Source organism: Bacteroides salyersiae WAL 10018 = DSM 18765 = JCM 12988 (genome assembly GCF_000381365.1).
Lineage (GTDB): Bacteria > Bacteroidota > Bacteroidia > Bacteroidales > Bacteroidaceae > Bacteroides > Bacteroides salyersiae.
In genome coordinates this window covers 115,751-139,921 of record NZ_KB905469.1, presented here as the reverse complement: position 1 = coordinate 139,921, position 24,171 = coordinate 115,751, and the positions used below count along the sequence as shown (strand labels likewise).

Here is a 24,171-nt window from a genome sequence, read left to right as displayed (position 1 = left end):
TTTGTCGGACCTGTAAATTCATAATTTTTAATTATCAAAAAACGTGAGGAAAATTACTGTATTTCTATTGCTATGTTGTATCGGTTGGTTGCTTTCAGCAAGGGCGGCCGATTCAGTAAAAAACACAAATAATGGTGTGTTGAAACAATCTGTTTATATTGATTTTGGTAAAAACAATGGTTTGGATGGAAATGTGACGGAAGGGCCGGATCAAAACGGGCATTATTGGAACAATGCCATAGAAACGGAATATGGAGAAACATTGGAACTGGTGAGCGGAACCAATGAGAGTACCGGATTTATTATGGAGATTACTAAAAAGTTTTTGGCCAATGGTATTCGTAATGGAGGACTTCTTGTACCGGACCAGACAGAATTAGGTGATTTGGCAATATCTACAGCCACACAAGATTATTTTTATATTGAGGGTGCGGGTGCTAATGGTAGTTTCCGCATTAAAAACTTGAACAAGAATCGTGCTTATAGATTTTATGTGTTTGGCAGTCGTGCGCAGACTGGAGATGAAGAACGTATAGGATATCTTTCATTTACCGGTTCAACAGGAAGTCATGGCACTTATCGTATGACGGGCAAAGCAATCGGAACTAATGGGGAAAACCAGAACACGGGTGATATTTATGTCACCGACTATATTTTTCCGGATTTTAAAGGGGAAGTTGACTTTCAATTAGCAATAAAATCCGGTGGCTTTGCTCATATTAATGCAATGAAGATAGAGGAATATGGAGAGGTTGATCCGTTGGCTGTGAAACAAGATTTTTATATTGACTTCGGACGCAGTGACGGAACGAACGGACATCATACAATCGGAGCCGATGTAAACAATCATTATTGGAATAACGCTTTTGAGAAAGATAATTTTACTGTTAGTAAGGGTGCGATGCTGAAGTTGGTAAATTCTGCCAATGTACCGACCGGGGTCGAGATGAAATTAGGATCAGGCTTCCGTTCCAACGGACGGTTGAATGGTGGCTTGCTTAATCCGGATGTGGCGCTTTTAGGGGATCTGGCCATTGAGACAGCTACAGAAGATTATATTTTTATTGAAAATGGAGGAACGGATATTCCGGGTATTATCGATTTCAATAATTTGAATCCGAAGTCCGGTTATCGTTTCCATGTATTTGGTTGCAGGGATACGGAAACAGATCGTATGGGACTTTTTACATTCTCTGGAGAGAATAGCAGTACCGGAACTTATAAAATGGGGGGAAAAAATAGTGGAGGGAACGGTATAAACCATACAACCGATCGTATTTATGTATCGGATGTTGTTTATCCGGATGCTAACGGCAGTATTCGTTTCAATATCGATCTTTATGCTGATAAGTTTGCACATATCAATGCTATGAAGATAGAGGAATGTACGAATGACCCTGTAGTAAAAGCTACTTCGATCACTCTGACCGGACAAGGTATTACGGAGTCTGGCCAGACTTCCCAGATACAGGCTCGTGTTTTGCCCGAAGGGGCCATCTTTCCGGCCATTCGATGGAGTGTAGATGACGAATCGATAGCTCGCGTTGATAATCAGGGAATTGTGTATCCGAAGACTAATGGGAAGGTGAAAGTCACCGCATCTATTGTATATGATGAAAAAACTCTGTCTGATGAAATTGAAATAAATATTAGTGGTCAGTTAGGTAGTGCTCATTTTACGGGTACGGCTGTAGAAGAAGATGCCGAGATGCAAATGATTACTGATTTACAGGGGACCATCACCAATCTCTTTGAAATATATACCTCTTTAAAGGGGACAGGTTCATTCAGTTTTTATCGTGACTTGGGTAATGATAAAAAAGTAGTGTATGGTAAAGGGAAAGCTGAAGGCTCGTTGATGGAAAATGGGGAGCCTATTCAAACGGATATTACAGGACCTGTACGCATTAGTATTGATCTGACCGACAATACCTATGAGATTTTGCCGATTACTTCCTTGAACATTGTGGGGACTTCCACTTCTACCGGTGCTGATGTAACGAAAGGATTGCCTTTAGAGTATCAGGGTAAAGGCATATGGGCTGCACGGTTGACATTGAATGGTGGTGATCCGAAGTTTAATTTTATAATAAATAAGGACGCAACAGAATGTTTGAAACGTATAAAGGGTACTAATCGGGTGGTTAAGCAATCACAAGGTGAATCGTATGGTATGTCATTAGAAGATATCCGTACCAACATGAATGGTGGTGAATTTTATGTAGAAGTCAATCTGAGAAAATATACTTATGCGGTAAGTTGCGGTGAAACAGAAGCGTTGAAGATTTCCTATATGGGCTCTTCGGTTGCTAACGGATCGGGAACACCGGATATGCATGGATATGCTTATATGTATACTCAATTGCTGACCAAACGTCATGAAGAAGGACGCGGTTTGGACTGGAAGACTTCAAATATTTCTATCGGAGGAAATACAACTGCTAATTTATTGGATCGATGGGAACGTGATTTATTGAGTAATTGCAGTAGTTATGTGATTTACGGGCTTTCGTTAGGTAATGAAGGTGTACATGACCGTGGCGAAGCGGCCTATAACAGTTATCGTGACGGAATGTTGCAAGCCATCAAACAAGCAGAGGATGCCGGAATCGTACCGGTTATGGCCAATAATTATACACGTGCCGATTACAATGAAAGCGATTATAACTATGTAAAGAAGCTGAATTTGCTGATACATGAATGGGATTTACCGAGTATCAATACGTTGGGAGCTATTGACGACGGTAAAGGCCGTTGGGCCAGTGGATATGAAAATGATGCATATCATCCCAATTCAGCCGGACATCAAGAATTCTGTTATGCTATAGTTCCTTCTTTATTTGATGCCTTGGAAGCAGGAAAACCATTGCCTAAACGTGTACAGGGGACATCCTGTGAGTTGGGAAGAACGACAACTTCCCGCCAGATCGAGTGGATACCGGAAGAAACGGTTCATCCATTTACCGTTTCATTTGATATCAATACAACAGGAACCGGTACGATTGCCTGGTTTGAGAATGAGAGTGGGAATGGCTTCTTCAAAATCAAAACAGACGGGACATTGGTTTACGAGTCTCCACTGAACGGGAAAATTCAGTCTGAGACAACTATCAACACAGGGGGGTGGAAACGTGTTACTCTGACTCATTATTATGCATGGGGAAATACGATATTGTATATCGATGATATAAAAGTAGGGGAGCTTCCGGAAAAATTATCTCCTAAAAAATTTGTTTTAGGTAGTAACTTAGCTCCGGATCAGATATTGTATCGTGAGTTGTTTTTTTGGCGTTCCGGGATGAATACTGAAGAAATTGCATATGTGAATCAAGGTAAGATGATGAAATCCAGCCTTGAAATTTATGCACCGTTAGGAGGTGATCGGTTTTTGGAAAATCTGGCACAGTCTACGAATGAGTTGGAGTTTGTTAATGCCGGTTTTACTATGGATCAGAAACTATATATAGATTTTGGAAAAGATGATGGTACCAATGGAAATATTACAGGAAAAGATACGAATGGAAATTTTTGGAATAATGCAGTGAAGACTGCGGCAGGTACGGAATACTCACTCGTCAATTCATATAATCAGCCGGTTGATTATAAAATGCATTTAACTACCGGTTTTTTGTCGAACGGCATTAAAAACGGTGGACTATTGGAACCGGATACCGAACTTTTGGGAGATTTTGCTATTAATACGGCGACTCAGGATTATTTTTTTATTGAAGAAAATAACGGAGCGGAAAAGGGAGGTATCGACTTTAAAAATCTGAAACCCGAAAAAGCATATAAATTTTATGTCTTCGGTAGTCGTTATGATACTAATGACAGAACTGGCTTGTTGACGTTTACCGGTACAAATTCTTATCAGGGTACTCATCAGATGGGAGGAGCTAACATTGCTGAGGGAGATATAACCGGGAATACAAAGAACCAGAATAATAATACGATTTTTGTATCTGAGGCTATTTATCCGGATGTTGACGGGACTATTCATTTTGAATTGGCGCGTTATGCCGGTAAGTTTGCTCATATCAATGCAATGAAAATTGAAGAGTACAGTGTAGCTTACGCATCCGGTACCTCACCGATTATTAGTACGACTCCTGCCGATGGTATGGGAGTACGTATAGCCAGAATTCATTCGGCTAGCGGTGGGTTTAATAATGAAGGGCCTGAAAATTTACTTCTTGATAAAAATGTAACTGGTAATGGGAATAAGAAATGGTGCTACAACAGCACTGATAATTTTGTGATTATAGAACTTTCCGATTACTATGACGTAGATAAATTTGTGATTGAGGATTGTAAAACCCGTGAACCGAATAATCCGAATTTGTCTGAGTATCATATTTATGTAAGTACTGTAGGGACATCCGATACCGATTGGAAAGAGGTGGTACATGAGATAAACCAGAGTGATGTGATGTATAAAGTCAAAGAGATTACTCCGGTGAAAGCACGTTATATCAAACTGGTACCTAAAATTAGCAGTAATACGGTACGTATTTATGGTTTTAAGATTTATGGACGTAAATCTTTCGATTCGGTTTATGAAAATGCTTTGATCAGTGTTGGAAAGCCCGTTATTATGCAGCAGGACGCTCCTAATGTACAGAATGCACCGGTAGCTTTGTTCGATGGAGAAATGAAGGCGGCCAATAGTAAATGGTCAACTTCTACCGCTGGTGATAAATCTGTGGTGGTTGATCTGAAAGATAATTATGCCGTTTCCGGTTTTAAACTGTACGATGCCGGTTCTGTAGATGGTAAAAATGAAAATATCAATGGGTATATATTGTCCGTAAGTCAGAATCTGTCGGATTGGGAAGTTGTAGAGGATGCAAATAATAAAGCCGATGAGAATATTAAAGAGGTGGAAGTGTCTCCGGCCAAAGTAGCTCGTTATATAAAATTGGAAGTCCCGGCCGACCGTTTGGGAACTTCCGGTTCGTTGAATCTGTACGAATTCAATATTTTCGGTAAGTTGGATGTCACTGCCAGTGATGCTTCCTTGTTGACTTTACAGGTTGAGGGAAATAGCTTGATGCCGGTTTTTGAAGCAGAACGTACTGTCTATTCGGTAAATGTAGCAAAAGAGATAGAGAAAGTGAACATAAAGGCGGAAGCCAGAAATCCGGAATGTGAAATTGGTGGAGATTTGGGAGAAAAGTCGTTGATTTTAGGCGAAAATGATTTCTTCATTACAGTGAAGTCGGCAGATCGTATGACCGAAAGGATTTATACGGTAAAAGTTTATCGTGCAGATAAATCCGCTATTGCCGGAATTGAGTCATTGAGTATTGAAGGTCTTGAGTTGGAACCTGATTTTAGCCCTTCCACTCATTTATATCGGATGGAAACAAAAGATTCCAAAGTGGTTGTTGCTGCTAAAGCTACCAGTGAATATGCAAGGATTAATGGCATCGGAAAAATAGAACTGACTGATGGACTGAATGAACTGAATGTAGAAGTGATTTCGGAAGATGGGAAGAACAGGGAGAACTATACAATCATGTTGTATAACACGAGTAATTTGCTGAGTGTGTCGTCTCCCGATGGCAAGGGTAAACGTATTGTCAACATCGACAGTTATAGCGGCATGACGGGCACTCACGAGAATCCTTTCAGGCTGTTGAGGGGTTGGAAAGAAAATTTGAGTGGTGACAATACGATGAAGTGGTGTGATACTTCTGCCGCTCCATTCATTATTTTTTCTTTGACCGGTATTTATACGATTAATCACATTGAATTCCGTGATTGTAAGATGGTAGAATCCGGTTGGGCGAATGTTCCCGGTTACTCAGTTTATGTCAGTACCACAGATACGTTGGATGGAAGCTGGACGGAAATAATTCGTGAAACGGGAGTCGCATCGATTAATGAGAAAGTGAAATCGTTTGATCCGGTAGATGCACGTTTTGTGAAGTTTGTTCCTTCTAAAGGTGATAATGCTGTTCGTATTTACGGATTCGACATCTATGGGCAGTTTAAGGAAGCGATTGACCGGAATGGCGTAATCAGTGTAGGGAAGACGATTTTGAATTGTTCTGCCGGAACCAATGATATGCTGACTGCAGCAAATGCCTTGGATGGACGGGAAGGTACCGTTTGGGAATTTACCAGAAGAACAGCAACCTTGGAAGTCGATTTAGAGGAGGTATATTCTATCGATGGATTTGCGTTGACGGATTCTCTGGACCGCATCAGTGGATATAAGGTTGCCGTTAGCCGGGATGGCGTAACTTGGGAGACTATAGCTGAAAAAACATTTGAGGATATAAATATAAAGAAGAAAGTCATCTTATTAGAGGAACCGGTGGATACGCGTTATGTACGATTGACCGTTCCCAGTACTGCACAGCGAGGAACTACTTGTATTAAGGAATTTGAGGTATACGAGTCGGGGGCATTGGTCGGTATTGAAAGTATTGACGATACAGCGGACTTGGATGATTTGCTCATTTGGCCGAATCCTGTATCCCGAGGAACTAAAGTGCATTTAAACGGTAACGGTCATGTAAGCGTCTGTTCACTTCAGGGCATTTTAATAGCGGAATATTATTTTTCCGCAGATTGTGTGATACCGACAGATGGCTTAAAGGCAGGGATTTATATTGTACGGCTGGATAATGGAGAAGAAATAAAAACAGGAAAATTAATAGTGAAGTAAGAAAAACGTTCTGTGATTCTGTCTCCGGTCGGAATTATCCGGAGATAGGGTTATGGAATGTCTTATTGGGCCATAGAGATTATGAAAAGAATTTATTGGATTTATTGTGGAATATTCTTTCTGTTGGGAGAGATTTATTCTTTACCGGCATTTGCACAGAAGATAAAGATTGCATGTATTGGTAATAGTATAACCGAAGGAGTTGGAGCGTCATCCGGCTCGGCTACTTATCCATCTGTATTGCAACGTGATTTGGGTACTGAAAAGTACGAAGTCTCGAATTTTGGTGCAAGCGGGCGTACTTTGATGAAAAACGGCAAGGAATTTGACGGTACTGCTTCTTCTTATTGGGATCATGAGCGTTATCTGAATGCTTTGAAATATAATCCGGATATCGTGGTGATTAAGTTGGGTACCAATGATGCCAAAAAGATAAACTGGGACAATATCAAAGAACAGTATACCGGAGATTATGTTGCACTGGTGAATTCGTTTAAGGAGCTTGTCAGTAAACCGAAGATTTATATTTGTTATCCTCTTCCTCTTTTCGGACCCGGCAATTGGATTAATGAGGATAAGGTAATGACGGAAGAGATGATGCCTATGATTGATCAGGTTGCGAAGGAAACCGGTGCGACTGTAATAGACTGTCATACTCCGTTTGAGGGTAAAGGATATTTGACCGGTGATAAGATTCATCCGAATGATAAAGGTTATATTTTTTTGGCCGATATCATAGCCCGTAGTATAGCTCCGGAAGCAGATATTCCTGATCTACCGGACGATTTATTTATTCAAATTTCCGGATATGACAAGGGAGACTCCGGGGTCTTTATGGAATCATCCCTTGCGGGATTGAATATAGCTCCCTTGTGGGACAACGATGCCAAGACGATTTTGGAAACAGATTTTTCCGGTCAAACAGAGTGTTGGTTCTCGGTAGAATTACCTCGTTCTGCCGGTTTGAAAGCGTATGCGATAACCTCCGGAGAAGATGCTTCTAAAGCTCCTGTATCATGGAGACTGGAGGGACGTACTAAAACTTCTGCATTCTGGAGAACTGTCGATCGTCAGACAGATATTATATTTGCTGCGAATGAAACGAAGGTTTTTGATGAGAAAGTCAGTTTTACTCCTTATGATTATTTTCGTTTGAAGGTTTTGAAAGTAAACGGGAGTGACCGTTTAGCAATTGCAGAATTTCAGTTGTTTGGTTGTGACAAACCCTTACGAAGTTCTTTAATGGATCCGGAAAACGCTGGTATGATGAGTGCTCAGTTCAATACTCTTCCTCATGAGGGATATGGCAATTTGAGTGATGGAAATATTAATACAAAATTTTGTACGGCGATTTCCGAGGGTAATAGTATCTGGATACGGTATGACTTGCCGAAGGCAGTCAAAGTAGATGGATACGCTTTGATTTCTGCCAATGATTCTCCTGATCGTGACCCGGCAGAATGGATTTTATATGGTTCTATTGATGGCAAAAAGTGGGATAAACTGGATGTCAGAAACAGCCAGAAGTTTTTAGGACGCTATACTACACTGGAATATCCAATCGTATCTGATAAAGAATATAAAAGTTTTAAGCTTAACGTAACAGGGAAAAACGATTTATTTCAATTGGCTGAATGGCAATTGTTTGAAGCTTCTGATGGGGTGGGGATTCAGAAGAATATACTGTCGGAATTTACGATTTATTCCGATAATGGCGGCTTGTTGATTAAATCTCATGCAGATGTTACAGGATATTACGAATTGTTTTCAATTGCCGGCCAATGCTTATCCAAGGGGAAGATCGGACCTGGAACGACTCAGCGTGAATATCTGCTTTCCGGTACTTATTTGGTGTCATTAGAGATAAGGGGACAAAAAGAAATGCGAAAAGTGATTATTGGCCATTAGTGGATTTGTGTGGGAGAGAGGAAAAGGATACCGTTATCAGGTATCCTTTTTTTATTGGAATCGAGTGAAATCGGTAATATTGGTATTAATATCTGTAATTTATATAGTAATCAACTGGATAAACATGTGTATTTTTGTACCGGATTAGTTGCTTTTTAAATGAAATTGCCCATGTTACGAAAAATTAGAGTCTCATTCGCTGTCTTATTTTTTGTGTTGATTACTTTGTTGTTTCTGGATTTCACCGGAACGGTCCACACGTGGTTCGGCTGGATGGCAAAGATACAGTTTTTGCCGGCGTTGTTGGCATTGAATTTGGGGGTCGTTGTGTTGCTTGTCCTCCTGACGTTTATTTTCGGACGCATTTATTGTTCGGTAGTCTGTCCGCTCGGTGTGTTTCAGGATATTATATCATGGATGGCTGGAAAGCGGAAGAAGAACCGTTTTCGTTATTCTAAAGCAGTAAGTTGGCTACGCTATGGGGTACTCGGAATTTTTGTAGTGGCATTAATCGCCGGTGTCGGGTCATTGGTCGCTTTATTGGCACCTTATAGCTCGTACGGACGCATTGCATCCAATCTTTTTCAACCTGTTTATATGTGGGGGAATAATTTGTTGGCATTATTGGCCGAACGTGCCGACAGCTATGCTTTTTATTCCGTGAATGTATGGGTGAAGAGTTTGCCGACATTCATGGTTGCCATCGTATCCTTTGTAGTGATTGCAGTTTTAGCTTGGCGTGCCGGACGGACCTATTGCAATACGATTTGTCCGGTGGGGACTGTTTTAGGATTTATAGCAAGATACTCTTGGCTGAAACCGGTGATCGATTCATCGAAATGTGTGAATTGTAATCTCTGTGCCCGCAATTGCAAGGCTTCATGCATCGATGTTAAAGAACACCAAATAGATTATAGCCGCTGTGTGGCATGTATGGATTGTATCGGGAAATGTCACAAAGGCGCGATCAGGTACATACATCCGTCCGGTGAGAGAGTAAAAAAGACGGACGATAGGGTGACAGGTGAACAGATAGATAGGGCGCGGCGTAGCTTCTTTACGGCTACTGCTGTATTGGCTGCTACTGCGGCAATGAAGGCACAGGAGAAGAAAGTAGATGGCGGTTTGGCGGTGATCGAAGATAAAAAGATACCGGACCGGGCGACTCCGCTTACTCCTCCCGGTTCATTGAGTGCCCGTCATTTTGCGCAACATTGCACCGCTTGCCAGCTGTGCGTATCGGTATGTCCGAACGAGGTGCTTCGCCCTGCTACCGGTTTGATGAAACTGATGCAGCCGGAGATGTCCTACGAGCGTGGGTATTGCCGGCCGGAATGTACCAAATGCGCCGAGGTTTGTCCCGCCGGTGCGATTTCTCCGATTACTCCGGCAGACAAGTCGGCTATCCAGATAGGGCATGCCGTTTGGATAAAGGAGAATTGTGTTCCGTTGACGGATGGGGTAGAGTGTGGAAACTGCGCCCGACATTGCCCGACGGGCGCTATCCAGATGGTGGCTTCCGAACCGGATTCTCCCGATTCGCTTAAAATCCCCGTAGTCAACACGGAACGCTGTATCGGGTGCGGTGCATGCGAGAATCTTTGTCCGGCACGTCCGTTCAGTGCTATTTATGTAGAGGGACATCTGGCGCATAAAATCATTTAAGAAAAGGAAAAAAGGGAGGAAATAAATATGGCTAAGAAGAATAGGAGAGAGATCGATCGTCGTGAATTTCTGAAAGTGCTGGGAGTAGGCACTGCAACTACTACAGCCGCCTTGTATGGTTGTAGCCTGAAGGACGGTTCGGTAACGGTGGCGGGTGGTTCTGGAAATACTCCTGCCGGTGAGATGACTTATCGCATTAATCCTTCTACGGGAGATAAGGTATCCATATTGGGGTATGGCTGTATGCGTTGGCCGACGGTGGTCAAAGGCGGCCAAGATGAGATAGATCAGGATATGGTGAATGAACTGGTCGATTATGCTTTGGCGCATGGAGTGAATTATTTTGATACGTCACCCGCCTATTGCAAGGGACGTTCGGAACATGCCACGGGTATTGCCCTCAGCCGCTATCCGCGCGATAAATATTTCATAGCCACTAAATTGTCGAATTTCTCACCGGATACATGGGGCAGGGAAGCTTCTATAGCCATGTATCATAATTCTCTGAAAGAGTTACAAGTAGATTATCTTGATTATATGTTGCTTCATGGCATCGGTATGGGCGGAATGGAAGCCATGAAAGGACGCTATCTGGACAATGGCATACTCGATTTTCTGGTCAGCGAACGTGCGGCGGGGCGCATCCGTAATCTCGGTTTTTCTTATCATGGAGATATCGAAGTCTTTGACTATCTGCTTTCCCGGCACGATGAAATAAAATGGGACTTTGTGCAAATCCAACTCAATTATGTCGATTGGAAACATGCCAAGGAGGTAAATTCCCGTAATACAGATGCCGAATATCTGTATGGAGAGTTGGTCAAACGCAATATTCCGGCCATTATTATGGAACCTTTATTGGGCGGTCGGCTTTCGAATGTTCCCAATCATATTGTTTCCCGTCTGAAGCAGCGACGTCCGGAGGACAGTGTCGCTTCATGGGCCTTCCGTTTTGCCGGATCACCGGAACATGTGCTTACGGTGTTGAGCGGTATGACTTATATGGAACATTTGCAGGACAATTTACGCACTTACTCACCATTAGTTCCATTGGCCGATGAGGATAAGGAATTTCTGGAAGAGACGGCACAATTGATGCTTAAATATCCCACGGTGCCTTGCAACGATTGCCAGTATTGCATGCCTTGTCCTTACGGTATCGATATTCCTTCTATCCTGATACATTATAATAAATGTGTGAATGAGGGAAATCTGCCCAAAAGCAGTCAGGACGAGAATTATCGTAAGGCCCGTCGTGCTTTTTTGGTAGGTTATGACCGCAGTGTGCCGCGTTTGCGTCAGGCGAACCATTGCATCGGATGCAACCAGTGTGTGCATCATTGCCCGCAAAATATAAAGATTCCCGAAGTATTACATCGTATCGACCGGTTTGCAGAGCAATTGAAGCAAGGTACATTGTAATAAATCCGGGAAAGTTGGCGGGCACACATCAGGTGGCGTAGTCTGGATGTCAGAATACTTTTTCCTGTTTCAATACGTACATGTCGGCAAGTGCCCCGGTAATGGGTTGTTTGTCGGCATCGAGTATCACTATCCGGCCTTCCTCTACTTTATAATACGACTTTTCGCCGTTTTTGGAAGTAGCGGTCAGGATATTGCCTTCTACCTTGAAAGTTCCTGTTTCATTGAACTCTCCGTCTTTCCGTTCAAGGTAGATGTATTTTTGTGTATAGGTACGGTCTTTATTAAAAATTAAGGTGACTTCTATTCCCGGGCAGTCTGCGGCCGGGATGGTTCCTTTGTATTCTCCGAAATAGTCGAGTGAGGTTTCTGCATTGTGCATGTCTGCCACCTGCATGGTATCTGCAACTACGTTGTCACTGTTAGCTGACTTTTTGTTGTTTGTGCATCCTGTTGCAATGATCATGCAAAATGCTGCTGCCAGATAAAGCTTCTTCTTCATGTTATTGTTATTTTTGTATAAGTAAAAAACAAAGATACAATTAAAAAGTTTAACTTTGTTCAAAAGTAATATTCGTAGTAAATCGTAAAATTGTAAATTTTCCCATGCTTATACTTCTATCTTGTGCCAAAACCATGAGTGATGTTTCGAAAGTAAAGGTTCCCTTTATTACACTTCCCCGTTTTCAGAAGGAGGCTTCGGAAGTTGCATTACGGATGTCTCAGTTTTCTGTGGAAGAACTGGAACGGCTGTTGCGGGTCAATTCGAAAATTGCCGTGGAGAATTACAAGCGTTATCAGGCTTTTCATGCGGAAGACACCCGTGAACTTCCGGCGTTGCTGGCCTACGCCGGTATTGTGTTCAAACGTCTGAATCCTAAAGATTTCTCGGAAGCTGATTTCCGGTATGCCCAGGATCATCTGCGGCTGACTTCATTCTGTTACGGGCTACTTCGTCCGCTGGATGCCATCCGCCCGTATCGTCTGGAGGGTGATGTGAAACTGCCTGAGCAGGGAGACCAAACGATGTTTTCTTATTGGCAATCGCGTCTGACGGATGAATTTTTAGAGGAGATCAAAGCCCATGGAGGAATTCTTTGCAATCTGGCCAGTGATGAAATGCGTGGTTTGTTCGATTGGAAACGTATAGAAAAGGAGGTTACGGTTATCACCCCGGAATTCCATGTATGGAAAAATGGTAAACTTGCTACTGTCGTTGTCTATACCAAAATGTCACGTGGCGAAATGACGCGTTTTATTTTGAAGAACCGGATAGAGTCTCCGCAGGATTTGAAATCTTTTCAGTGGGAAGGATTTGAATTTAATGAACGGTTGTCTGATGACAGAAAATTAATATTCACTAATGGAGTAATGGAATAATATCATCCTATGAATGAAGTAGAAAAAATGCGCAGTGGGCAGTTGGCCGACATGTCTGTGCCTGAGATGCAGGTACGTTTTGAAAGAGCGAAGAAATTATTGGCCCGTATGCGTGGGCTGAGTACCTATGACGGCGAATACCGGCCTTTGCTTGAGTCGCTTGTGCCGGGTATTCCTGCCACATCCGTTATTTGTCCTCCTTTCTATTGTGATCATGGTGACGGTATCCGGTTGGGCGAACATGTGTTTGTTAATGCCAATTGTACATTCTTGGATGGCGGGTATATCACTATCGGAGCACATACTTTGATCGGGCCTTGCGTGCAGATCTATACCCCCCATCACCCGGTGGATTATGTGGAGCGGCGTGAACCGAAAGAATATGCTTATCCGGTGACGATCGGGGAAGATTGCTGGATTGGAGGCGGGGCGGTCATCTGTCCCGGAGTGACTATTGGGGATCGTTGCATTATCGGAGCCGGCAGTGTAGTGACCAAGGACATACCGGCTGACAGTGTTGCAGTGGGGAATCCGGCACGGGTGATAAAGAAGTCGAAGTAATGCATTATTTGGTCACAGGGGTATCTTAAGTGAAAATTATCCTGTATATGTGTTGTAGAATAACTAATTGCGAATGAATTATGGCTAAGCTTTATCCGATTGGTATACAGAATTTTGAGAGTTTGAGGAATGATGGATACTTTTATGTCGATAAGACACGTCTGATCTACAAACTTGCGTGGATAAAGCACCCTATTCTTCACCTTGATTTTATAAAAGATAAGAATCTGTCAAGAGGTGCACATGTCTCCTTACATAACGGACATGTGCACCTTTTGACTTTACCGTTGCGTCACCATATTTTCATTCATTCTCTTTTTTCCTTCTTCCTCTATTTTCTTTCTCCATCTCTGAAATGCTTTCATGAGAGCATCTTCGTGTTTGTCGTCGATGTGATATTTATCCATAAATGATAGCAATGATTTTTTATACATGATGCCGTTCCGGAATTTATTTTTCAGCATCATGCTGTGTAGCTCTGTTTTCAGCATTGTTTCTATTTCTTCTTCAATGATAATGATGCTGTCGTGTCCCAGGTAATTGTATGTTTCAGGATCTTTCCCATATCTTGGGTCGGGGATTATGAGGGTCAGGTTTCCGGTTTCTCGCCACGACACATTCCTTGGTCGTTTAGCTGTGAGGTTTTTGATTACGTGATACAGGTTTTCGATACTTTTTAGCCTGATGGCATTGAATTCCGTGACTACGCTGTTTTGGTAGCGTACATACATGTAAGCCGCCAGATAGGGCTTTACATAGATGGTTGTAGTGACCATTCTGATTAGATTTTGATGTAACAATTCTTTTATCTTCGTGGCCGTCTTTGACGGTTGAATTCAGTGCCATTGTGTTGAGAAAAAATCAACACTTTTTGGAGCTCTTTGGCACTTCTGTAAGAAGTTGTATATCAAATGGTTACAAGGTCTATATTTTTCTCATAGAGAATCGTTGCTTTTCTCTACGAGGAACGGGTCCTTTCTCTACGAGGAATCGATTGAATCTCGTAGAGAAACATGTGCTTTCATTAAATCCAAACTGCAAAAGTAAAATAAAATCTATTTTATATATTCTCCTGTTTTGGCTTGCATTCGTTGTTTTGTTGTAAAATATGGACGCGTTGCGGTATGTTTATTTATATCGCGCATGTGTATGAGCGAATGTTGGTAAAAGAGATGGCTTGTCCTGTTCGATTTATTAACTAAAATTAAACAAGGAGTTTTAAAATAAGGTTGAGCTTGTTTTGTTGGAAAAGTACGTGTTTTATTTATGCTTTCTGAATAAAAAAATATAGGCATTTATAGTATTTTAGAAAATACTATTTTTAATATATGCTGAGAATAAAATTGAGGGTTTAAATATCTGATTAAGAGCTGTTTGATTTTAGCGTCTTATTTGAAAAGTGTTTCAATAAACGTTCGTTTATTGGCACAAAAATATGTCCTTTTTTTTAATGTACAAAATATTTTTCAATAAAAATAATTTGATCATATTTTAAACGGAACATATCTTATTGATTTATAGCAGATTGTATTATATATGAAAAAATAATTAATTCGTTTTTAATTTAACCTGAATGGAGATAAAAGTCTTTCTAAAATAGTGTGCCAATAAACGAACGTTCATTGAAACACTTTTTGGTGTTAAGTAGTTTGTTTATAGTTATTTATGTACTAATTTGAAATGAAAATGGTACATAACACATATTTCCCCTCTTTATGTTTTGTCTCCTGCGATAGGGAAACTATTGAGGGCTAGTGTATCTGAAGAATTAATAATCCATTTTATACACGCTTGACCGGAAGGAGCTTCATTACCCCGGTGTCCCTAAAGAATATTCTATTGTGAACAAATCCACAGATATCTGTTGGTATCCGCTTCGTGTCACCTATAGTCGTGAACTACAGTTGAAGGAAGTGCTTGATGCCGAGTGTATAGAGAACTTCATCCCGATGCATTATGAATACGTGAAGCAGGGAGAACGTAAGATACGAAAGTTAGTTCCTGTAGTACATAACCTTGTGTTTGTCCACAGTTCTTTTGCTTGTATTGATCGTGTTAAACAGTCTCTTGGTTCTTCCTTATCTGTGCGTTATATCATTGATCGTGAGACGAATCGTCCTCTTATCGTTCCGGATTCGCAGATGCATAGCTTTATCGCTGTTTCGGGAAACTACGAAGAACAGATTGTTTATCTTGATCCGGCCCTTACCTCTTTACGGAAAGGAGATCGTGTGCGCATTATTGGTGGTGTTTTCGAAGGGGTGGAAGGAATTGTCATTCGTGTAAAAGGCGATCGGCGTGTTTCTGTTTGCATCAAGGGCATTATGGCTGTAGCCACTGCATATATTCATCCTTCTTTGATAGAGCTTATACCCGACGCTGCTTGTGAGTAAGAAGCCGGTTCATTTTCTATTTTTCATCAATAGTCCACTGTAAATCATCTAATTGTAAATTTATCTATATGTTGTCTTTTCAATCACAAATTGATACTTTGTACCGTATAACCCGTGATCTTCTTAATATGGGTTTTGACGGGACTCCTCTTTATTCCAATGAATTTTGTGCACTCAATACAGAAGTTTACCGTCAGGCTGAGGCGCTTTTTGTGTTGCGAGGTTCCAATGTTGAAGAAGAGGCACAACGTTGCTATGTTTTATTGACGGCCTATCATGCTACCATCTATGATCATGGTAATAAAAATCTGAAAATCCAGTCTTTGCTTGACCGTAGTTGGCAATTGCTTGGACAGCTTTCTGCTTCTTTGCTAAAGTGTCAGCTTTTGGTGGCTTGTTATAGTGAAGTTTTTGATGAAGATCTGGCTCGGGAAGCACATGCAATTATGAACAGTTGGACCGGTCGTGAATGGACTAAGGCGGAATGTGAAGTTTCCGATTATTTGGAAAGTCTGGAAGCCAATCCTTGGCCTGATTGGGAGGTTGTAGAGTAAGGCGTATTGTAATTTTTGCGGAATCATTTAATAGATATTGTAATGAGAATGAGATTTTTGTATAAATGTTTGCTGTGTTTGTTGGCGATTTTGGCATCCTGCTCTGCCCCCAAAGAGGTACTTTATTTGCAGGATATCGCTTCTCTGAAAGAGGAGGTTATTGATAAGAACTATGAGGTAATCATTCATAAGGATGACCTATTGGCTATTTTGGTGAATAGTAAAGACCCGGAGTTGGCGTTACCGTTTAATATGCCTGTAGTTACTTATCAAATAGGTAGTACAACTTCTGGACAGCAACGTTTGTTAGGTTATCTTGTTGATCAGAATGGCGATATTGACTTTCCTATTTTAGGAAGGCTTCATGTGGAGGGATTGACCCGTATGCAAGTGACGGAGTTGATAAAACAAAAATTAATGAATGAGGATCTGATCAAGGATCCTATCGTCACTGTTCAGTTTTTGAACTTTAAAGTTTCTGTGATGGGTGAAGTAGCCCGACCGGGTACATTTGATATTTCCGGTGACCGCATTACTTTATTGGAAGCTTTGAGTATGGCCGGTGATTTGACTATTTATGGCCGTCGCGACCGTGTGGCTGTTATCCGTGAAAAAGACGGCAAACGGCGTATATTGTATCATGACCTTCGCTCTTCCGATATTTTTCAGTCTCCCTGCTATTATTTACAACAGAATGATATTGTGTATGTAGAACCCAATAAAGCCAAGACTGGTCAGAGCCGTATCAACTCCAATAACTCTGTGGGCGTTTGGTTGTCCGCCGTTTCGGTATTGGCTTCCATTACTTCTTTAATGGTAACTATGTTTAAATAATCCGGATATAAAGAGAATAATGAATACTGAATACAAAAACAATGATGTCCGCAAACAGGAGTCGGAAATTAATATCTCTGATATCTTCCATCTTATATTAGCTAATTGGTACTGGTTCGTACTGTCTGTTCTGGTCTGTGGTGGGGTAGCTTTCTTTTATCTGAAATCTTCTTCTAAAATATACAGCCGTAAGGCATCCGTTCTTATCCGCGATGATTCTAAGGGTGGTGGAATGAGTGAATCGGCGGCTTTTTCCGACCTTTCTCTTTTGGGTGGTAAACGTAATGTAGACAATGAAGTACTTGTTTTCCAATCCCGTCATCTGATGGAAGAGGTTGCCCGGCGTCTGCATTTGGATATGAGTTATCAAGTGAAGAATGGTCTGCGTAATGATGAACTTTACACCCATGCTCCGGTAACAGTTTCTTTTCCTGAGGCGGAGGAGCGTCAGGTTATAAAAGTAGTGGTTACTCCTGTTGATTCCGCTACGGTACGTCTTTCTGGTTTTTCTTTAGCTGTAGGTGGTGGGGGAGTCCGTTCGGAAGAGGTTTTGGATGTACATCTGAATGATACGGTTTCTACTCCGATCGGTCCGATGGTAATTACCCCTACGTTATATTATACAGATGTATTTTATGGTAAGCCCGTAAATGTGGTTAAATCCAATTTGGAGGGTATCATCGAAGGGTATCGTGGCAGGTTGAAAGTTTCTCTTGCCGGTAAAACAACAACTATTATCAACCTGGTTTTGGATGATGTATCCACTGCCCGCGCAGAAGATATTCTGAATATGCTTATTGCCGTCTATAATGAAGATGTGATCAATGACAAGAACCAGATAGCGGTAAATACCTCCAAATTCATTAATGAACGTCTGATTATCATCGAACGTGAATTGGGTAGTGTGGATGCCAATATTGAAAGTTTTAAACGCGAGAATCTGTTGACGGACATCACTTCCGAGACGGGTATGTATCTTGCCAATACGAGTCGTTATCAGCAGGAGGGACTTAGTCTGGAGAACCAGTTGAGTATTGCCAAATATATTAAAGAGTATTTGACGGATCCTCAGAAAAGTTCGGATCTGATTCCTGCCAATACCGGTATATCGGATAACAGTGTTGAGTCTCAAATTAAAGAATATAATGATGTTTTATTAAAACGCGATAAATTGGTAGTAGGTAGTAGCAGTAAGAATCCGATTGTGATGGATTTGAATAACTCTTTGAGTGCCATGAAGCAGACGATTATCCGTTCGGTGGATAATCTGATTGTCGGTCTGAATATCCAATTAAAGAATATCCGTGAACAGGAAGAACAGACCACGAAGCGAATTGAGGCTGTGCCTGCCCAGCAGAAATATGTACTTACAGTGGAGCGTCAGCAGAAGATCAAGGAGGAACTTTATCTTTACTTGTTGAATAAGCGTGAGGAGAATGCCTTGACACAGGCTATTACCGAGAGTAATGCCCGTATCATAGATGCTGCTTCGGGTAGCAGTGCTCCGGTGGCACCTAAAACAATGACAATTTTCTTGGCTTCCATTGTTTTAGGATTAGCTATTCCTGTAGGTGTATTTTGGTTGTTGAATGTGACTGATACCAAGGTTCGTACTCGTAAGGAATTGGATGGAGTGCTTACTATTCCTTTCTTAGGCAATATTCCCCGTCACGGCAATAATAAGGGTGAGGATTCGGATGGTATTGTTGTCCGTGAGAACAGTCGTGATTCGGTTTCCGAAGCTTTCCGTATCATCCGTACGAACATGGACTTTATGCGCGTGAAGTCTGAAAAGTTACAGGTGGTCATGTTTACTTCTGCCAATCCTGGAGCAGGTAAGACTTTTGTTTCAAGTAACCTTGCCATGAGTATCGCTCAGACAAATAAAAAAGTTGTCTTAATTGATGTTGATATCCGTAAAGGTACCTTGAGTGGTATTTTTTCTAATTCCTCCAACCGTATGGGGTTGACACATTACCTTTCGGGGAGTACGGATAAGTTGGATGATATTGTAGGTAGGAGTGAGGAGTATGATAAATTGGATGTCATCTTCTCCGGTCCTGTTCCTCCCAATCCTGCCGAATTGTTGTTGAGCGAGCGTTTTGATCGTCTGATAGCAGAACTTCGTAAACGTTATGATTATATTATTGTTGACAATGTTCCTGCCGGTATGGTGGCCGATGCTTCTATTGTCAATCGTGTAACCGATCTTACCATTTTCGTTGTTCGTTCGGGTATGATGGATCGTCGTCAATTGCCTGAATTGGAGAATATGTACCGTCAGGAACAGCTTCGTAATATGTCCGTGATATTGAATGGCATTCCTTCAGACCATAAGGGCTACGGTTATGGCTATGGTTACGGCTATGGTTACGGCTATGGTTATGGAAATGAAGTTCATAAACATAAAAAAATAAAAGGTTTTAAAAAGTTATTTTCTCGTTTTTTTTATGATAAGTAGTAAGTACGTTCTTGTTTTGAGAAAGTTGTATTTTATAACCATAAAATACAAATACTAACACATATGTTTTATGATTAGCAAAATAATGGTTAAGAATACATTACCTTCTTTTTTAGTAACTTTTATAAAGCTAATATTTGGATAAATAATTGCGATGCCAATAGATGTAATAACGCTTGGGATCAATTAAATACTGATCATATATTATAAAAGAGTATGTTCAACCTCAATAAATTTATTGCTGATAGTGTAACTTTTCGTCCTGTCAGTATGTTTGCTAAAGATATTGATGCAAACAAGAGAATTCTTATAAAAGAGATTAAAGGCAAGAAAGTATGTGTAATAGGTGGTGCTGGTAGTATTGGATCTAGCTTCATCAAAGCAGTATTACGGTTTGAGCCTGCTTCGGTTGTTGTTATTGATCTTAATGAGAATGGTTTGGCAGAGCTAGTTCGTGACATTCGTTCAACAAAAGATCTATATTGCCCTGATGAGTTCCGTTGTTATACACTCAATTTCGCTGATCCAATTTTTGAACGTATTTTTTGTGAGGAAAAAGGATTCGATATTGTAGCCAATTTTTCAGCCCATAAGCATGTTCGTTCCGAAAAAGATAAATATAGTGTTCAAGCACTCATTGAGAATAATGACATCAAGGCAAAGCATTTGATGGATTTACTTACATTATATCCACCTAAACATTTTTTTTGCGTGTCTACTGATAAGGCAGCTAACCCTGTGAACATTATGGGGGCTAGTAAGCGTATTATGGAGGATCTTGTAATGGCATACAATCAGTATTTTAAAGTAACAACTGCTCGTTTTGCCAATGTTGCTTTTTCTAATGGGTCATTACCTGACGGTTGGATTCATCGTCTCCAAAAGAAACAACCTCTTGCTGCCCCCTCCGATGTAAAGCGATATTTTGTATCACCAGAAGAGTCAGGTCAGATTTGTATGCTTGCTTGTGTCCTTGGTAATGGTGGAGAAGTCTTTTTTCCAAAGTTGGGCGAAGATCAAATGCTTACTTTTTCTGCTATTTGTGATGACTTCGTAAAAGCGGAGGGGTTTACAAAGGTTGAATGTAGTGATGATTCTGAAGCAAAACATTATGCAGCAAATATGAACTATGAGTCTGACTCTTATCCTGTTGTATATTTTAAAAGTGATACTACTGGTGAGAAGGCTTATGAGGAGTTTTACATTCCTGGAGAGAAAATTGACATGGGACGTTTTATAGCTCTTGGTGTCATAGAAGAGACCGCCCATCGTTCTATGTCAGAAATTAACCACTTTTTTGACGAACTTGAAGATATATTCGCTTCTCCCGAGTTTACCAAAGCGCAAATTGTAGAATCTATCAAACGTTTTATCCCGAACTTTGAGCACGAAGAAAGGGGAAAGAACCTTGATCAGAAGATGTAAATGTGTAAAATTTGAATTGATTTTAATGAAGTGGAAACTTCTGAAAAGTGTGTATGTTTTTGTCTGCCCATGGTTGAAAGTTCGCAAAGACCATATTAAGCAACCTTCAGAATTTGAACTTGATGATTTTTATGTAGTTGAGACTTCTGATTGGGTCAATGTCATTGCTATTACCGAAGATGGTAAGGTTGTTTTAGAAGAACAGTATCGTCATGGCATTCAAAAAGAGTGTATAGAACTTCCTGCAGGATGTGTTGATCAAGGTGAAATACCTCTTGAAGCTGCAAAACGTGAACTTCTTGAAGAAACTGGATATGCAGGTGGTGTGTGGATTCCTTTTGGGGAATCTGCTCCTAATGCGAGTGGGATGGCAACAATGTGCTACACTTTTATAGCCAAAGGTGTTAAAAAGATTTCCGCTCAGAATCTCGAACAGTCCGAAGATATACGCATTTGTCTTGTAGAACAAAATACAATAAAAGAATTATTAGAAAAAAACTCCATTGTAGAGGCAGTAATGCAAGCGTCTCTGTGGAGATATCTTGCAAATAAAATATAATATTATGGCTTATCAAATTCCTCTTTTTAATCTGAACTTCGATGAGAGAGAAGCTCAGGCCGCTTACGATACTATCAAGTCTGGTTGGATTTCTACTGGTCCTAAAAATGCAGAGCTTGAACAAATGTTTATCAATATGTGGAGAGTGAAGTATGCGGTCAGTATGTCTAATTGTACCGATTCACTTCATGTCTGCTGCATGGTTTGTGGCTTTGGACCTGGCGATGAGGTTATTTGTCCTTCGCTTACTTTTGCAGCTAGTTGCAATTGCATTCGCTACGTGGGTGCCACTCCCGTTTTCGCTGATATCGTAGGTCCTGAACATATCAATATTGATCCTAAGGATATTGAGGCTAAGATTACTCCGCGTACCAAGGGCATCATTGTTGTTCATATGGCTGGTTTCCCTGCTGATATGGATACAATAATGTCTATTGCAAAGAAGTATAATCTCAAGGTTATTGAGGATGCTTGTCATGGGCCTCTTTCAGAGTATAAAGGTAAGAAACTCGGTACTATCGGTGATTGTGCAAGCTTTTCTTTCTTTAGTAATAAAAATATCTCTACAGGTGAAGGTGGTATGTTTATTACCAATAATGAGGAGATGGCGCAGAAAGCACGTCTGATTCGTTCACATGGCATGAGTACTATGTCTTATCAACGTGCCAGCGGCCATGCTACAGAGTATGATATAACTTGTTTGGGTTACAATTTTCGTATGGATGATATCCGTGCGGCTATTGCTATTGAACAATTAAAGAAGCTTCCCGAAGATCTTGAGGCTCGTATTGCTGTCCGTAAACATTATGTAGAGCGTTTTACTAAAAACTTTCGTATTACTGTTCCGTTTGCAGATTGTACAGAATTTGTTTCAAACTATATTTTTCCGATTGTGATTCTTGATTCTACCAAGGAGAAACGTAATACTCTTCGTGAGTATATTCACGCCGCAGGTATCCAGACTTCGGTACATTATCCTGCTGCCCATCGCTTTTCTACCTACAAAGAACTAGAGATAAATCTTCCACAGACAGACTATTGTACAGATAATGAGATTACGTTACCAATGTATGCGGCTCTAACTATGGAGCAGATAGACTTAATTTGTAATATAGTGGAAAAGGGAATTAAGAAAATATATGGATAAAAAAGCTATTATGGTTTTTGGAGTTGGTGAACTTCAAAAGTCAATCATAGAACGTGCACACGAAATGGGGCTATTCGTAGTAGGTATAGATCCATGTCCTAATGCTATTTGCAAGGATGGCTGTGATGTTTTTGAGGTTGTAGATGGGCAAGATTTTAATTCTACTGTTGCAATTTGCCATAAATATAATGTAAAAGCGATAGTAACAGCGGCCACGGACAAGCCTTTGGTTATGATGGCTAATGTGGCAGAGAAGTTAAACTTTCCTTTCTATAGTGTACGGACTGCCATTTGGTCCACGGATAAATTCCAAATGAAGCAACGTTTTATTGAAGGTGATATCCCTTGTGCACAAGGTCGTCTCATATCCAGTGCTAATGAAGTTGAAGATATGGATTTTCCGATTATCGTAAAGCCTCGAGATAATTCTGGTTCTCGAGGTGTAAAATTATGTCGTAGTAAAGAAGAACTGCAGATCTCAATAGATGAGGCACTTGAAAATTCACGTCTTACAACTGTTCTTGTAGAGGAGTTTATTGAAGGGCGTGAGTTTAGTGTCGAATCATTACATTATGGTGGTAAATCTGAAGTAATTCAGTTTACAGAGAAAAAGACAACAGAGTTTCCTTATAACGTAGAGTTAGGGCACAAACAGCCTGCGAATCTTACTGACGATCAGCGTGAGAAGATTTGTACTATCATCTGTAAAATAGCGGAATGTATGCAGTTTGAAAATTGTCCTTCTCATACTGAACTTAAGATTAACGATCATGGTATCTTTGTTATTGAGACTAGCCCTCGCCTAGGTGGTGACTATATCACTTCAATCCTAACCCCTCTGTCTACGGGCATTAATCTCGAAGAACAACTTCTTCATATTGCTCTTGGTGAATCTGTAGATACAAAGACGGGGCGTGTAGAAAAAGCATCTGCTGTTTGCTTTTTCTCTTTGCCTGAGGGAGAAGTGAAAGCTATTGACACTGAGATATGTGGTATCATCAATTGGCCACATATATTTGCTTTTAATATCAAGTTGAAAACAGGTGATAGAATAAATAAGATAACATCTTCTCTCAATCGTTATGGACAGTTTATCATTCAAGCAAATAGACGTGAGGAGATTGATGCGTTAATAGAGAAATATGAGAATAAGATAAATAGTTTAATTGTTGTAGTATGAATTATC

Annotated in this window: 16 protein-coding genes and 1 pseudogene; 15 read left to right on the top strand and 2 right to left on the bottom strand. The window is 40.7% G+C overall.

Going from position 1 to position 24,171, the window contains the following annotated elements; genetic code table 11:
• Nucleotides 1-43: 43 nt before the first annotated feature.
• The 4 genes from HMPREF1532_RS19680 (at nt 44) to HMPREF1532_RS19665 (ending at nt 11,671) form a co-directional block, all read left to right on the top strand.
• On the top strand, nt 44-6,676 hold the full coding sequence (locus tag HMPREF1532_RS19680; RefSeq protein WP_005934188.1) for a discoidin domain-containing protein: 6,633 nt from the start codon (nt 44-46) through the stop codon (nt 6,674-6,676).
• Nucleotides 6,677-6,757: 81 nt separating this feature from the next.
• Entirely contained in the window at nt 6,758-8,584 is a 1,827-nt protein-coding gene (locus HMPREF1532_RS19675; RefSeq protein WP_244266452.1) for a GDSL-type esterase/lipase family protein, read from the top strand.
• 171 nt (nt 8,585-8,755) lie between these two features.
• Nucleotides 8,756-10,249, top strand: coding sequence for a 4Fe-4S binding protein (locus HMPREF1532_RS19670; protein ID WP_005934183.1), 1,494 nt, complete (start codon nt 8,756-8,758; stop codon nt 10,247-10,249).
• A 27-nt stretch (nt 10,250-10,276) separates the two neighbouring features.
• Nucleotides 10,277-11,671 carry an aldo/keto reductase gene (locus HMPREF1532_RS19665; protein WP_005934181.1) on the top strand — a complete coding sequence of 465 codons (1,395 nt, stop codon included), beginning with the start codon at nt 10,277-10,279 and terminating at the stop codon, nt 11,669-11,671.
• 49 nt (nt 11,672-11,720) lie between these two features.
• Here HMPREF1532_RS19665 and HMPREF1532_RS19660 read toward each other — a convergent pair whose 3' ends face one another.
• Nucleotides 11,721-12,173: a copper resistance protein NlpE gene (locus HMPREF1532_RS19660; RefSeq protein WP_005934178.1), complete on the bottom strand. Its 453-nt coding sequence runs from the start codon at nt 12,171-12,173 to the stop codon at nt 11,721-11,723.
• Between the two features lie 104 nt (nt 12,174-12,277).
• On the opposite strand from HMPREF1532_RS19660, the gene yaaA reads away from it, so the two are divergent.
• The 3 genes and pseudogenes from yaaA to HMPREF1532_RS21890 all read left to right on the top strand — a co-directional run.
• Nucleotides 12,278-13,051, top strand: coding sequence for a peroxide stress protein YaaA (yaaA, locus tag HMPREF1532_RS19655; RefSeq protein WP_005934176.1), 774 nt, complete (start codon nt 12,278-12,280; stop codon nt 13,049-13,051).
• A 9-nt stretch (nt 13,052-13,060) separates the two neighbouring features.
• Nucleotides 13,061-13,612: a sugar O-acetyltransferase gene (locus HMPREF1532_RS19650; protein WP_005934174.1), complete on the top strand. Its 552-nt coding sequence runs from the start codon at nt 13,061-13,063 to the stop codon at nt 13,610-13,612.
• Between the two features lie 80 nt (nt 13,613-13,692).
• A pseudogene (locus HMPREF1532_RS21890) lies at nt 13,693-13,836 on the top strand (AAA family ATPase); the annotation flags it as partial.
• Nucleotides 13,837-13,893: 57 nt separating this feature from the next.
• Here HMPREF1532_RS21890 and HMPREF1532_RS19645 read toward each other — a convergent pair.
• Nucleotides 13,894-14,388, bottom strand: a complete 495-nt coding sequence (locus tag HMPREF1532_RS19645) for a hypothetical protein (protein ID WP_005934170.1) — start codon at nt 14,386-14,388, stop codon at nt 13,894-13,896.
• Between the two features lie 1,065 nt (nt 14,389-15,453).
• Between HMPREF1532_RS19645 and HMPREF1532_RS19640 the strand changes: the two genes are divergently transcribed.
• The 8 genes from HMPREF1532_RS19640 (at nt 15,454) to HMPREF1532_RS19605 (ending at nt 24,165) form a co-directional block, all read left to right on the top strand.
• Entirely contained in the window at nt 15,454-16,005 is a 552-nt protein-coding gene (locus HMPREF1532_RS19640) for a UpxY family transcription antiterminator (protein ID WP_005934164.1), read from the top strand.
• 68 nt (nt 16,006-16,073) lie between these two features.
• Entirely contained in the window at nt 16,074-16,559 is a 486-nt protein-coding gene (locus HMPREF1532_RS19635) for a UpxZ family transcription anti-terminator antagonist (RefSeq protein ID WP_005934161.1), read from the top strand.
• A 42-nt stretch (nt 16,560-16,601) separates the two neighbouring features.
• Nucleotides 16,602-17,393 (top strand): polysaccharide biosynthesis/export family protein, encoded by a 792-nt coding sequence (locus HMPREF1532_RS19630; protein WP_025819596.1) that lies wholly within the window; start codon nt 16,602-16,604, stop codon nt 17,391-17,393.
• Nucleotides 17,394-17,412: 19 nt separating this feature from the next.
• On the top strand, nt 17,413-19,854 hold the full coding sequence (locus tag HMPREF1532_RS19625) for a GumC family protein (protein WP_005934157.1): 2,442 nt from the start codon (nt 17,413-17,415) through the stop codon (nt 19,852-19,854).
• A gap of 216 nt (nt 19,855-20,070) precedes the next feature.
• Nucleotides 20,071-21,279: a polysaccharide biosynthesis protein gene (locus tag HMPREF1532_RS19620; RefSeq protein WP_005934154.1), complete on the top strand. Its 1,209-nt coding sequence runs from the start codon at nt 20,071-20,073 to the stop codon at nt 21,277-21,279.
• 25 nt (nt 21,280-21,304) lie between these two features.
• Nucleotides 21,305-21,838 (top strand): NUDIX hydrolase, encoded by a 534-nt coding sequence (locus HMPREF1532_RS19615; RefSeq protein WP_005934152.1) that lies wholly within the window; start codon nt 21,305-21,307, stop codon nt 21,836-21,838.
• A gap of 4 nt (nt 21,839-21,842) precedes the next feature.
• Nucleotides 21,843-22,985, top strand: a complete 1,143-nt coding sequence (locus tag HMPREF1532_RS19610; protein ID WP_005934150.1) for a DegT/DnrJ/EryC1/StrS family aminotransferase — start codon at nt 21,843-21,845, stop codon at nt 22,983-22,985.
• Nucleotides 22,978-24,165, top strand: coding sequence for an ATP-grasp domain-containing protein (locus tag HMPREF1532_RS19605; RefSeq protein WP_025820018.1), 1,188 nt, complete (start codon nt 22,978-22,980; stop codon nt 24,163-24,165). The genes HMPREF1532_RS19610 and HMPREF1532_RS19605 overlap by 8 nt, the downstream gene beginning before the upstream one ends.
• The last annotated feature ends 6 nt before the right edge of the window (nt 24,166-24,171 follow it).

Coding starts and splice junctions, on each gene's coding strand:
- HMPREF1532_RS19620 (WP_005934154.1), top strand. CDS start 20,071: ATGTTCAACCTCAATAAATTTATTGCTGATAGTGTAACTTTTCGTCCT.
- HMPREF1532_RS19635 (WP_005934161.1), top strand. CDS start 16,074: ATGTTGTCTTTTCAATCACAAATTGATACTTTGTACCGTATAACCCGT.
- HMPREF1532_RS19675 (WP_244266452.1), top strand. CDS start 6,758: ATGAAAAGAATTTATTGGATTTATTGTGGAATATTCTTTCTGTTGGGA.
- HMPREF1532_RS19645 (WP_005934170.1), bottom strand. CDS start 14,388: ATGGTCACTACAACCATCTATGTAAAGCCCTATCTGGCGGCTTACATG.
- HMPREF1532_RS19630 (WP_025819596.1), top strand. CDS start 16,602: ATGAGAATGAGATTTTTGTATAAATGTTTGCTGTGTTTGTTGGCGATT.
- yaaA (WP_005934176.1), top strand. CDS start 12,278: ATGCTTATACTTCTATCTTGTGCCAAAACCATGAGTGATGTTTCGAAA.
- HMPREF1532_RS19660 (WP_005934178.1), bottom strand. CDS start 12,173: ATGAAGAAGAAGCTTTATCTGGCAGCAGCATTTTGCATGATCATTGCA.
- HMPREF1532_RS19615 (WP_005934152.1), top strand. CDS start 21,305: ATGAAGTGGAAACTTCTGAAAAGTGTGTATGTTTTTGTCTGCCCATGG.
- HMPREF1532_RS19610 (WP_005934150.1), top strand. CDS start 21,843: ATGGCTTATCAAATTCCTCTTTTTAATCTGAACTTCGATGAGAGAGAA.
- HMPREF1532_RS19665 (WP_005934181.1), top strand. CDS start 10,277: ATGGCTAAGAAGAATAGGAGAGAGATCGATCGTCGTGAATTTCTGAAA.
- HMPREF1532_RS19625 (WP_005934157.1), top strand. CDS start 17,413: ATGAATACTGAATACAAAAACAATGATGTCCGCAAACAGGAGTCGGAA.
- HMPREF1532_RS19650 (WP_005934174.1), top strand. CDS start 13,061: ATGAATGAAGTAGAAAAAATGCGCAGTGGGCAGTTGGCCGACATGTCT.
- HMPREF1532_RS19670 (WP_005934183.1), top strand. CDS start 8,756: ATGTTACGAAAAATTAGAGTCTCATTCGCTGTCTTATTTTTTGTGTTG.
- HMPREF1532_RS19605 (WP_025820018.1), top strand. CDS start 22,978: ATGGATAAAAAAGCTATTATGGTTTTTGGAGTTGGTGAACTTCAAAAG.